At 71.5% G+C, this 11212-nt stretch carries 10 protein-coding genes and 1 pseudogene; 8 read left to right on the forward strand and 3 right to left on the reverse strand.

The window, feature by feature from the left end:
- Positions 1-76: 76 nt before the first annotated feature.
- Positions 77-1279 carry a bifunctional adenosylcobinamide kinase/adenosylcobinamide-phosphate guanylyltransferase gene (locus SSP08S_RS53270; RefSeq protein WP_026179604.1) on the forward strand — a complete coding sequence of 401 codons (1203 nt, stop codon included), beginning with the start codon at positions 77-79 and terminating at the stop codon, positions 1277-1279.
- Here SSP08S_RS53270 and SSP08S_RS53275 read toward each other — a convergent pair.
- Entirely contained in the window at positions 1268-1792 is a 525-nt protein-coding gene (locus SSP08S_RS53275) for a methyltransferase domain-containing protein (RefSeq protein ID WP_019075822.1), read from the reverse strand. The genes SSP08S_RS53270 and SSP08S_RS53275 overlap by 12 nt on opposite strands.
- 137 nt (positions 1793-1929) lie before the next feature.
- Between SSP08S_RS53275 and cobT the strand changes: the two genes are divergently transcribed.
- From cobT to SSP08S_RS62975, 3 genes are all read left to right on the forward strand, one after another.
- Positions 1930-3018, forward strand: coding sequence for a nicotinate-nucleotide--dimethylbenzimidazole phosphoribosyltransferase (cobT, locus tag SSP08S_RS53280; protein ID WP_019075823.1), 1089 nt, complete (start codon positions 1930-1932; stop codon positions 3016-3018).
- Positions 3019-3087: 69 nt separating this feature from the next.
- On the forward strand, positions 3088-4854 hold the full coding sequence (locus SSP08S_RS53285; RefSeq protein WP_019075824.1) for a phosphatidylglycerol lysyltransferase domain-containing protein: 1767 nt from the start codon (positions 3088-3090) through the stop codon (positions 4852-4854).
- Positions 4851-5513 carry a hypothetical protein gene (locus SSP08S_RS62975; protein ID WP_019075825.1) on the forward strand — a complete coding sequence of 221 codons (663 nt, stop codon included), beginning with the start codon at positions 4851-4853 and terminating at the stop codon, positions 5511-5513. The genes SSP08S_RS53285 and SSP08S_RS62975 overlap by 4 nt, the downstream gene beginning before the upstream one ends.
- A gap of 60 nt (positions 5514-5573) precedes the next feature.
- On the opposite strand, the gene SSP08S_RS53295 is transcribed toward SSP08S_RS62975, so the two are convergent.
- On the reverse strand, positions 5574-6341 hold the full coding sequence (locus tag SSP08S_RS53295; RefSeq protein ID WP_019075826.1) for a hypothetical protein: 768 nt from the start codon (positions 6339-6341) through the stop codon (positions 5574-5576).
- Positions 6342-6401: 60 nt separating this feature from the next.
- Here SSP08S_RS53295 and SSP08S_RS53300 point away from each other — a divergent pair, with 60 nt between their 5' ends.
- Positions 6402-7187 carry an adenosylcobinamide-GDP ribazoletransferase gene (locus SSP08S_RS53300; RefSeq protein WP_019075827.1) on the forward strand — a complete coding sequence of 262 codons (786 nt, stop codon included), beginning with the start codon at positions 6402-6404 and terminating at the stop codon, positions 7185-7187.
- A gap of 88 nt (positions 7188-7275) precedes the next feature.
- Here SSP08S_RS53300 and SSP08S_RS64865 read toward each other — a convergent pair.
- Positions 7276-7378 (reverse strand): annotated as a pseudogene (locus tag SSP08S_RS64865) (endo alpha-1,4 polygalactosaminidase); the annotation flags it as partial.
- A 325-nt stretch (positions 7379-7703) separates the two neighbouring features.
- Between SSP08S_RS64865 and SSP08S_RS53305 the strand changes: the two are divergent.
- The 3 genes from SSP08S_RS53305 to SSP08S_RS57880 form a co-directional block, all read left to right on the forward strand.
- Positions 7704-9221, forward strand: coding sequence for a leucyl aminopeptidase (locus SSP08S_RS53305; RefSeq protein ID WP_019075828.1), 1518 nt, complete (start codon positions 7704-7706; stop codon positions 9219-9221).
- A gap of 302 nt (positions 9222-9523) precedes the next feature.
- Positions 9524-10912, forward strand: a complete 1389-nt coding sequence (lpdA, locus tag SSP08S_RS53310) for a dihydrolipoyl dehydrogenase (RefSeq protein ID WP_019075829.1) — start codon at positions 9524-9526, stop codon at positions 10910-10912.
- Between the two features lie 57 nt (positions 10913-10969).
- A partial coding sequence (locus SSP08S_RS57880) for a biotin/lipoyl-containing protein (RefSeq protein WP_019075830.1) occupies positions 10970-11212 on the forward strand: 243 nt, incomplete at its 3' end.

An 11212-nucleotide genomic window follows, 5' to 3' on the forward strand; every position in this document is an offset into this window, starting at 1 on the left:
GCAAATGTCACAGCCCCGCGCCCCTACGTGGGTCCAGGGTGCGCATGTTCACTGGTGAACGGTGAAAATCGGATTCGTGGAACTCACTCTGCTCGGCACCGGTGCCCCCGCTGGACTCCCCCGCCTCGACTGTCCCTGTGCTGCCTGTGCCGTGTCGCTCGGGGTGGATGCCCGGGCTGCCACCGCTGTGCTCGTGGACGGGACGCTGTTGCTGGATCTGACACCGGGGGCCGCCTTCGCTGCGGCTCGGGCCGGGCATTCGCTCGGGGGTGTGCGGCAGGTGCTGTTGTCGCATCCGCACGACGGGCCCGCGGTGGAGGTGCCGGTGGGGCTGCCGCAGCCGGGGCGGGTGCCGGACGGGCGGGAGCTGGCGTTGCTGACCGGGCACCGGGTGCGGGCGGTGGCGATGGACGCGCCGGGTACCGGGTACGCCGTCACGGGGCCCGACGGGCAGCGGGTGCTGTATCTGCCGCCGGGGGCCGCGCCGGCCGGGTTGGAGGAGGGGAGCGTCGAGTCGTACGACATGGTGCTCGCCGATGTCGTGGGGCGACCGGACGCGCTGGCCAAGCTGCGGGCGGTGGGGGCGATGGGGCCCGCGACCGATGTGATCGCCGTGCATCTCGACCACGACGTTCCGCCGGGCGCGGAGTTGACGCGGCGGCTGGCCGCCGTGGGGGCGCGGGCCGTGCCGGACGGGTCGACGCTGACCGTGGGGGTCTACGAGGATGTGCCCGATGTGCCGCGGCGGACGCTGGTGCTGGGCGGGGCGCGGTCCGGGAAGTCGGTCGAGGCCGAGCGGCGGTTGGAGGCCTTTCCCGATGTGCTGTACGTCGCGACCGGCGGCTCGCGCAACGGGGACACCGAGTGGGCCTCCCGGGTCTCCGCGCACCGGGAGCGGCGGCCGGGGTCGTGGCGTACGGCGGAGACGTGCGACCTGGTGCCCTTGCTGGCGGAGGACGGGCCGCCGTTGCTGATCGACTGTCTGTCGCTGTGGCTGACGGACGCGATGGACTCCGTGGGGGCGTGGGACGACACGGAGTGGGGGGACGGCGGGGAGAAGCAACTCCGGGAGCGGGTAAGGGAGTTGACCGCCGCCGTGCGGGCCACCCGGCGGACCCTGGTCGCCGTGTCGAACGAGGTCGGCTCGGGGATCGTGCCGGCGACCGCGTCCGGGCGCCGGTACCGCGACGAGCTGGGCCGGCTGAACGCGGCGATCGCCGGCGAGTGCGAGCACGTGCTGCTGGTGGTCGCGGGGCAGGCGATCGCACTACGGGGCTGACGGCTTCCGGCGCGCGATCAGCCGCTGCGGGGCCGGGAGCCGGTCCGGGAGGCGGCGGGGTTCCGGGACGATCTCGCAGTCGTGGGGCTCCAGTTGGGCGCGCAGGTCGTCCGGGCGTCCTTCCATCAGGAGGAGGCCGGCGGGGCGCAGGACCGTGAGGGCCGCGTGGAGTTCGGCGGCGGGGTCGGGGGCGGGGGTGCGGTCGCGGAGGAGGCTGACGACGTCGTAGCGGGCGTGCAGGGCGGAGGTGATGTGCGGGTCGGTGAGATGGCCGGCGTAGGCCTCCTCGATGCGTTCGGCGGCGCGGGCCCGGACGGCTCGGGGGGTGGGGTCGAGGCCGTCGAAGGAGGTGTACGGGAAGAGCTCCTTCGCGGTCTCGGGGAAGTGGGCGTCGCCCGTGCCGACGTCGAGCCAGCTCTCCGGTTCGGGGAGCAGGCGCAGGATCGCGCGGGCCAGCATCCGGTGACGGCGGCGCTCGTCGAGGGCGCTGACGCGGGTGCGCAGGCTGTTCATGGCGGCTCCCGGGAACGTACGGCAAAACGGCACAAAACGATACGTACGGGATACCGATCTTGGAGGCAAGGACGTCCGGGGCGCGTGGTGGCCATGTGGCTCTGTCGCGCGCGATCGCTGCCGGTACTGTTCGGCGAATGAGCTCGCTTAATCTCGACGACTTCACCGATCTGATCGAGCGCCCCGACGGTGGGGTGCGCCGTGACGCCGAGGCGCGGCGTGAACGTCAGATCGTGCCGCCCGGGTCGCTGGGCCGACTCGACGACCTGGGTGAGTGGCTGGCGGCGGCGCAGTCCTCCGTGCCGGTGCGGCCGGTCGAACGGCCGCGGGTGGTGTTGTTCGCGGGCGACCACGGGGTCGCCGAACTCGGTGTGTCGGCCCGACCGGCGGGCAGCGCCGGGGAGTTGGTGCGGTCGGTGCTGGAGGGCGGCAGCCCGGCGGCGGTGCTCGCCCGGCGGCTCGGGGTGCCGGTGCGGATCGTGGACATGGCCCTGGACTGCGAGCCGGACTCGCTGCCCGACGAGGTCGTGAAGCACCGGGTACGGCGGGGCAGCGGGCGGATCGACATCGAGGACGCGCTGACTCTGGAGGAGGCGACGGCCGCGTTCGAGGCGGGTGTCGCCGTCGCGAACGACGAGGCCGACTCCGGTACGGATCTGGTGGTCCTCGGCGATGTGAGCGTCGGCGGTACGACCCCGGCCTCCGTGCTGATCGCCGCGCTGTGCGGCACCGACGCGTCCGTGGTCACCGGGCGGGGCGGCCTCGCGATCGACGACCTGGCGTGGATGCGCAAGTGCGCGGCGATCCGGGACGCGCTGCGGCGGGCCCGGCCGGTGCTGGGCGACCAGTTGCAGCTCCTGGCGACGGTGGGCGGCGCCGACCTCGCCGCGATGACCGGGTTCCTGCTGCAGAGTGCCGTACGGAAGCTGCCGGTGATCCTGGACGGAGTCGTGGCCGCCGCCTGTGCGCTGGTGGGTCAGAGGGTCGCGTTCCGGGCGCCGGACTGGTGGCTGGCCGGGCAGAACAGCGGGGAGCCGGGGCAGGCGAAGGCGCTGGACCGGATGGCGCTGGAGCCGCTGCTCGACCACGGGGTGACCGTCGGCGAGGGCGCGGGCGCGCTGCTCGCGCTGCCGCTGGTGCAGGCCGCGGCGGCGCTGGCGGCCGAACTCCCGCTCAAGCCGGAGGAACCGGCGGAGCCCGAAGAGGCCGAGAAGCCCGAGGAGTGATCCGAGCGTGATCGTTGCGGCGACGGAAAAGAAACGTTCGCCGCAACAACACCCATATGATCCTCCTTCATGGGAGATGTCCGGGTCGGGCCCGTTCAAGAACGTCATAGCTCAGGCGCCTCGCGGCGGGCCGCGGCCTTCGCCGTCTGGTATCTGCGGGCCGTCGCGTTCATCAACTTCCTCAGCGCGGCGTGGGTTTCGCTGGGGCAGGACGTACGACGGCACAACCAGGAGAACTTCTTCACGCCGTATCTGCTGACGGCCGGTTTCGCGTCCGGGGTGTTCACGGCGTTCCTCGCCATCACCATGCGCCGCCGCAAACGCGCCGCGTGGATTCTCAACCTGGTGGTCAGCGGGCTGTTCCTGGCGCTGTTCGGGTTCGCGATGTCGTTCCAGGAGATCCGCCAGTACGCGCAGAACTGGATCTCCCTGGCGCTGACCGCGGCCTTCGTCGCCGCACTGCTGGTGGGCCGCCGGGAGTTCTACGCGAAGGGCGACCGGTCCAACCCCCGGCTCGCCGCCGTCGTCGCCGTCGGCGGCACGCTGGCCGCCTCGCTGCTGGCCGCGCTGCTGGTGACGGTCACCAACCAGGCGCACGACGCGTCCCGTTCGACGTTCCTGGAGCGCTGGCACTACGGCTCGTTCCGGCTGGTGTCGATCGCCGCCCCGGAGAACCGCTTCCCCGGCATCTGGACCCCGAACTGGGTCAATGTCGCCATCAACGTGCTCAGCACCGTCCTGGTCCTCGCGGTCTTCTACGCCGCGTTCCGCTCCCGGCGCGCCGTCGACCCGCTCACCGAGGACGACGAGAAGAAGCTGCGCGCGCTGCTGGAGCGGCAGGGCGAGCGGGACTCGCTCGGGTACTTCGCGCTGCGCCGGGAGAAGAGCGTGGTGTGGTCGCCGACCGGCAAGGCGGCCGTCGCCTACCGGGTCGTGGGCGGGGTGTCGCTGGCCTCCGGCGACCCCATCGGCGACCCCGAGGCATGGCCCGGCGCGATCGAGCCCTGGCTCGCGGAAGCCCGCGTTCACGGATGGATTCCGGCCGTCATGGGCGCGAGCGAGGAGGCCGGCACCGTCTACGCGCGACACGGGCTCGACGCCCTCGAACTCGGGGACGAAGCCCTCGTCGAGGTCGCCGACTTCACGCTGGAGGGGCGTGCCATGCGGACCGTACGGCAGGCCTACAACCGGGTGAAGCGCGCCGGGTACACGGTCCGCATCCGCCGTCACGAGGACATTCCGGCCGACGAGATGGCGTACCTGCTGAAGCGGGCCGACGACTGGCGGGACGGGGCCACCGAGCGCGGGTTCAGCATGGCGCTGGGGCGGCTCGGGGACCCGGACGACGGGCAGTGCGTGATGCTCGAATGCACGGACGGGGAGGGCGAGTTGAGAGCGGTGCTGTCCTTCGTGCCGTGGGGCCCGCACGGGCTGTCCCTCGACCTGATGCGCCGGGACCGCGACTCCGACAACGGCCTCATGGAGTTCATGGTGATCGAACTCCTGCGCCGCGCCCAGGAAATCGGAATCACCCAGGTGTCGCTCAACTTCGCCATGTTCCGTTCGGTCTTCGAAAGGGGGGCGCGGATCGGCGCCGGACCGGTGCTGCGGCTGTGGAGGTCACTCCTCAGCTTCTTCTCCCGGTGGTGGCAGATCGAGTCGCTGTACCGCGCCAACGCCAAGTACCGGCCCATCTGGGAACCCCGGTTCCTGCTCTTCGAGAAGAGCGCGGACCTGCTGCGCATCGGCCTCGCGTCGGCGCGCGCGGAAGGGTTCCTGGAGGCGCCGGGACTGCCGAAGTGGCTGCACCGCAAGCACCTGGAGACGCACAGATGAACCGCCTCGCCCGCTGGGCCCGCGCCGAATGGGGACTGCTCTACGTCACCGTGCGCGAGCCACTGCTGAAGCAGCGCTGGCGGGCGATCCCGATGACGATCGGGGCGGTATTGCTGACGGCGGCACTGCAGTTCGTGCAGAACCAGTCGTGGGGCTACCAGTTGGTGCAGGACGCGGGGGCGGTACGGGCCGAGGACCCGCTGTGGCTGGCCCTCCTCCGCACCCCGCTCTCCCTCTTCGTCCCGGCGCTGGACCTCCCGGTGTGGGGCGCCCTGGCCCAGATCCTCTTCGTCTTCGGCATCGCGGAGATCTGCATCGGCCGCTGGCGCACCCTGGTCATCGCCTACGCCGCGACCCTCGCCGGCACGCTCTACGCCCGCCTCGGCATCTGGCTCGGCTTCGACAACCCCTTCGGGCTGCCCGGCTCCGACCGCCTGGTCGTGGACACGGGCCCCTCGGCCGCGGTGGTCGGCCTCGCGGTCTTCGTCGCGTGGCGCTACGGCGCGTACGCGACGGCACTCGCGGTGACCGGCGCGATGGCGATCGAGGTCATGCTGAAGGGCAACCTCGCGGGCAAGGAGCACCTGGCGGCGATCATCGCGGTGGGTCTGCTGTGCCTGGCTTCGGCGCTACGGCACCGGCGGCTGCGCGTGCGGTAGGCGCGGCCGGGCTCCGTCACCGGCGGCCGGGGATCCGTGCGGGTTCCGGGTGAGGCTCGGTCACTGCCGGCCGGGGATGCGTGCCGGTACCGGGTCCGGCTTGCCGCCGATCCAGTCCTGGATGGCCCGGCGCGGGCCCGCCCAGCGGCGGTCGTGGTGGTAGGCGCGGAGGGTCGAGCGGGCCCGGGCCCGGTGGCGGCGCCTGCGGTAGAAGCGCTTGGCCCAGGGGGAACCCGGGCGGGCCAGCCGGATCGCGCCGACGAGGGCGACCAGCGGGACGAGGACGCCGAAGACCGCGGTACGGGCCTTGCCCTTGCTCAGGGCGATGAGGGAGAAGAGGAAGTTGACCCCGACGCTGACGATCACGCCGGCGCGGTCGTGGAGTTCGGCGGCGGAGAGGTCGTTGACACCGAAGGGCGAGAAGCCGGCGAGGACGAAACCGACCAGGGCCGCCGTGAGCACCACCGCCTCGACGCTCTTGCGGCCCGCCTCGGTCCAGTACACGTCGTCGAGATAGAGGATCAGCGCGAACTCGTCCAGCACCAGGCCCGCACCGATCCCGAACACGATCGCGAACAGGGCGGACCCGACGCCGTAGCGCGTGCTGGCCACCGCGCCGAAGCCGCCGAGCACGGAGAGGACCACGCCCGGGACGACGTGGTGGATGTGCACGTCACCCGCCTTGATGTTGCCGAAGGGGCCCTTGCCCGCGCGGATCAGCCGGGTGATGACACGCGTGATGACGAACGTCAGGACGAAGGCGGTCAGCGCGAGGAGCAGGGGCAGCTTGCCCGGCTCGACGATGTTGCGGTGCAGCCAATGTCCCATATGTGCACTTTAACGATGGCCGCCGTCACCGCTCCCCGGACCGCCGGGTAACCTGCGCCGGTGTCCAAGACCCCGGCTCTCGGCAGCCTCCGCTTCGCGTTCGGCACGCTGACTGTCATCCCGGTCAGGGTGACTCGCTGGGACCGTGATGCCGCGCGCGCCGGGATGATGGCGGCGCCGGTCGTCGGGGTGGTCGTCGGCGGATGTGCGGCCGGGCTCGGGCTGTTGCTGCTGTTTCTCGGCGCGGGCGCGCTGCTCGCGGCTGTCGCCACGGTTGCCGTGCCCGCCGTGCTCACCCGGGGGCTGCACCTCGACGGGCTCGCGGACACCGCCGACGGGCTCGGCAGCGGGAAGCCCGCGGAGGACGCGCTGCGGATCATGAAGCAGTCGGACATCGGGCCGTTCGGGGTGCTCAGCCTTGTCTTCGTTCTGCTGGCCCAGGTGGCCGTGCTGGCGCAGCTCTACGGCGACTCGTGGGGGCGGGGGGCGGCTGCGGCGATCGTGTCCGCGGCCGCTGCGCGGCTCGCGTTGACCTGGGGCGCCCGTACGGGGGTGCCTGCGGCTCGGCCGGAGGGGCTGGGGGCCGCGGTCGCGGGGGTTGTGCCGGTGGGGGGTGCGGTGGCCGTGACCCTGTCCTACTTGGTGATCTCTGCGGCGCTCGGGCCGTTCTTCGGGGGGCAGGGGAGGGTGCGGGCGGTTGTTGCGGTTGTCGTGGCGCTGGTCGTGGCCGAACTCCTGCTCCGGCACTGTAGGCGTCGGTTTGGTGGGGTCACTGGGGACGTGTTCGGGGGGCTTGCGGAGACTGCGGCTACGACTGCGCTTGTGGTGCTTTCGTTGGGCGGGTGAGTGAGTGCGGGTGCGTGGGAGCTGGTCGCGCAGTTCCCCGCGCCCCTAGTGGGCTGCCCCTAGGCGTGTTCGACAGGACCGGAGTTGCTCAACAGGCCTTGCGCCAGGCTCCCAGCTCGTACTTCTTCTCCAGTGAACTCAGCTTCAGGCGGCGGGAGTTCGTACTCGACGTGGAAGACCGCCCTGGGCGCACTGTTCGTTGACCGGGACGTCGACGGAGGTGTCCAGGCGTCCGCCGACAGGGGGAACAGCGCGGTGGGGCGTCTCGCGGGGCGGGCTCCAGGGTGCGGGGCGGGGGACCCGGAGATGGTCCCCCAGGTCCGGTGGCGCGCGGTGCGCCGAGGCCCCCCGCGCGAACGCTCCGTCGCGCACACGCGCGTAGGCTCCGTTCTGGGCCGTCACCAGCCCCCTGTGTCCACCGCCGCCGCAGGTCGGAAATAGGGTCGGTTGTCGGGCCCGGTCGACCCACCCCGTTCGACCGCGGAAACTTCACATCGGAAGCGAGAATTCACCACTGTGACTGCTCTCACTCTCAGCACCGCCGCGGCGCCCGGCCTGCGGGCCGACGCGATCGTGATCGGTGTCGGCAAGGGCGGCAAGGGCCCGGTCGTCGCACCGGGCGCCGACGCCGTGGACAAGGCGTACGACGGCAGGCTCGCCGGCGTCCTGGAGACCCTGGGCGCCTCCGGTGCCGAAGGCGAGATCACGAAGCTGCCCGCCCCGGCCGGCTTCAAGGCGCCGCTCGTGCTCGCGGTGGGCCTCGGCGCCGAGCCGAAGGACGGCGACGCGTACGACGCCGAGGCGCTGCGCCGGGCCGCCGGCGTCGCCGCCCGCGCCCTGACCGGTGCCAAGAAGGCCGCCTTCGCGCTGCCCCTCGCCGACGCGGCCGACGCCGGCGCGATCGCCGAGGGCGCGCTGCTCGGCGCGTACTCCTTCGACGCGTACAAGGACAACGGCAAGGACGCCAAGGGCAAGGGCCCGCTCGGCGAGGTCGCCCTGCTCGGCGGCAAGCCGCGCGACAAGGAGTACAAGGCGGCCGTGGAGCGCGCGCTGGCGGTCACCGAGGAGCTGAACCGCGCCCGCGACCTCATCAACACCCCGCCGAACGACCTCGACCCCGAGGCCTTCGCCGCCGTCGCGCAGACCGCGGCGAAGGAGCACGGCATCAAGGTCGAGGTGCTCGACGAGAAGGCCCTGGAGAAGGGCGGCTACGGCGGCATCCTCGGCGTCGGCGCCGGTTCCGCGGCCGGTCCGCGCCTGGTGAAGCTGTCGTACACGCACGCCGGGGCCACCAAGCACCTCGCGTTCGTCGGCAAGGGCATCACCTACGACTCGGGCGGCATCTCGCTCAAGCCGGCCGGGCACAACGAGACGATGAAGTGCGACATGAGCGGTGCGGCCGCCGTGTTCGCCGCGGTGGTCGCCGCCGCGCGGCTGGGGCTCGAGGTCAACGTCACCGGCTGGCTGGCGCTCGCCGAGAACATGCCGTCCGGTTCCGCGACCCGGCCCGGTGACGTGCTGCGCATGTACAGCGGCAAGACCGTCGAGGTCCTCAACACGGACGCGGAGGGCCGGCTCGTGCTCGCCGACGCGCTGTGGGCCGCGTCGGCGGAGAAGCCGGACGCGATCGTGGACGTGGCGACGCTGACGGGTGCCATGGTCCTGGCTCTGGGAAGCCGGACCTTCGGGGTCATGGCGAACGACGACGCCTTCCGTGCGGCGATCGTCGACGCGGCCGAGGAGGTCGGCGAGCCGTCCTGGCCGATGCCGCTGCCGGAGCACCTGCGCAAGGGGATGGACTCCCCCACCGCCGACATCGCCAACATGGGTGAGCGGATGGGTGGCGGGCTGGTCGCGGGGCTGTTCCTGCGGGAGTTCGTGGGCGAGGGGATCACCTGGGCGCATCTCGACATCGCGGGGCCCGCGTTCAATGAGGCCGGGCCGTTCGGGTACACGCCCAAGGGTGGGACCGGGTCTGCTGTGCGGACGCTGGTGCGGCTTGCGGAGCTGACTGCTGCGGGTGACCTGGGCTGAGGTTCGCCCAATAGCTCGACGCCTTTAGGTGCGTGGGCGACTGCGGGTCGGTTGTGGCCGGTCGCGCAGTTCCCCGCGCCCCTAGGGGGTCGCACCCAGGTGTCTCACCAATTCAACGTCTCTCATGTGAGCGTGTGGCGTCTCACACCCGGGCCCGGCGTCTCGTTGGGCCTCGACAAGTGCGAAGATGGGCTCGGCAGGACAGGGCCCCCACCACAGGGCCGAAGAAAGAGCGGCCGGACACCAGCCGCCGCCCGGTCGCTGACGACCGGCGTACGGCGCACATGCATGGAGGACGTGACGTGGCGAACGACGCCAGCACCGTTTTCGACCTAGTGATCCTCGGCGGTGGTAGTGGCGGTTACGCCGCGGCGCTGCGCGGGGCCCAGCTGGGACTGGACGTCGCCCTGATCGAGAAGGACAAGGTCGGCGGCACCTGCCTGCACCGGGGATGCATCCCCACCAAGGCTCTGCTCCACGCGGGCGAGATCGCCGACCAGGCCCGCGAGAGCGAGCAGTTCGGCGTCAAGGCCACCTTCGAGGGCATCGACGTACCGGCCGTCCACAAGTACAAGGACGGTGTCATCTCCGGCCTGTACAAGGGACTGCAGGGTCTGATCGCGTCCCGCAAGGTGCACTACATCGAGGGTGAGGGCAGGCTCTCCTCCCCCACCTCCGTCGATGTGAACGGCCAGCGCATCCAGGGCCGCCACGTCCTGCTGGCGACCGGCTCCGTGCCGAAGTCGCTGCCGGGCCTGGAGATCGACGGCAACCGGATCATCTCCTCGGACCACGCCCTCGTCCTGGACCGCGTGCCCCAGTCCGCGATCATCCTGGGCGGCGGTGTCATCGGCGTGGAGTTCGCCTCCGCGTGGAAGTCCTTCGGCGCCGACGTGACGATCATCGAGGGCCTCAAGCACCTCGCCCCCCTCGAGGACGAGAACTCCTCCAAGCTTCTTGAGCGCGCGTTCCGCAAGCGCGGCATCAAGTTCAACCTGGGCACCTTCTTCTCGAAGGCCGAGTACACCGAGAGCGGCGTCAAGGTCACCCTCGCCGACGGCAAGGAGTTCGAAGCCGAGCTGCTGCTCGTCGCCGTCGGCCGCGGCCCGGTCTCCGCCGGCCTCGGCTACGAGGAGCAGGGCGTCGCGATGGACCGCGGCTACGTCCTGGTCGACGAGTACATGCGGACGAACGTCCCGACCATCTCCGCCGTCGGCGACCTCGTCCCCACCCTCCAGCTCGCGCACGTCGGCTTCGCCGAGGGCATCCTGGTGGCAGAGCGTCTGGCCGGCCTGAAGGCCGTCCCGATCGACTACGACGGTGTCCCCCGGGTGACCTACTGCCACCCCGAGGTCGCCTCCGTGGGCATCACCGAGGCCAAGGCCAAGGAGATCTACGGCGCGGACAAGGTCGTCGCTCTGAAGTACAACCTCGCGGGCAACGGCAAGAGCAAGATCCTCAACACCTCCGGCGAGATCAAGCTCGTCCAGGTGAAGGACGGTGCCGTGGTCGGCGTCCACATGGTCGGCGACCGCATGGGCGAGCAGGTCGGCGAAGCCCAGCTGATCTACAACTGGGAGGCGCTGCCCGCCGAGGTCGCGCAGCTCATCCACGCCCACCCGACGCAGAACGAGGCGCTCGGCGAGGCCCACCTGGCGCTGGCCGGCAAGCCTCTCCACTCCCACGACTGACCCCCTCGGTCGGACGACGACACAGACTTCCGCAATTCGTAAGGAGCAACCGAAACCATGGCGGTTTCCGTAACCCTTCCGGCGCTCGGTGAAAGCGTCACCGAGGGCACTGTCACCCGCTGGCTGAAGGCCGAGGGCGAGCGCGTCGAGGCCGACGAGCCGCTGCTGGAGGTGTCGACCGACAAGGTCGACACCGAGATCCCCTCGCCCGTCGCCGGTGTCCTGGCCTCCATCAAGGTGGCCGAGGACGAGACCGTCGAGGTCGGCGCCGAGCTGGCCGTGATCGACGACGGCACCGGC

It is taken from the genome of Streptomyces hokutonensis (assembly GCF_000376565.1).
In the GTDB taxonomy this organism is placed as follows: Bacteria; Actinomycetota; Actinomycetes; order Streptomycetales; family Streptomycetaceae; genus Streptomyces; species Streptomyces hokutonensis.

Excerpts from the sequence above, each read along its gene's own strand:
- SSP08S_RS62975 (WP_019075825.1), top strand. The coding sequence starts at position 4,851 with ATGAACCGCCTCGCCCGCTGGGCCCGCGCCGAATGGGGACTGCTCTAC.
- cobT (WP_019075823.1), top strand. The coding sequence starts at position 1,930 with ATGAGCTCGCTTAATCTCGACGACTTCACCGATCTGATCGAGCGCCCC.
- SSP08S_RS53285 (WP_019075824.1), top strand. The coding sequence starts at position 3,088 with ATGGGAGATGTCCGGGTCGGGCCCGTTCAAGAACGTCATAGCTCAGGC.
- SSP08S_RS53275 (WP_019075822.1), bottom strand. The coding sequence starts at position 1,792 with ATGAACAGCCTGCGCACCCGCGTCAGCGCCCTCGACGAGCGCCGCCGT.
- SSP08S_RS53295 (WP_019075826.1), bottom strand. The coding sequence starts at position 6,341 with ATGGGACATTGGCTGCACCGCAACATCGTCGAGCCGGGCAAGCTGCCC.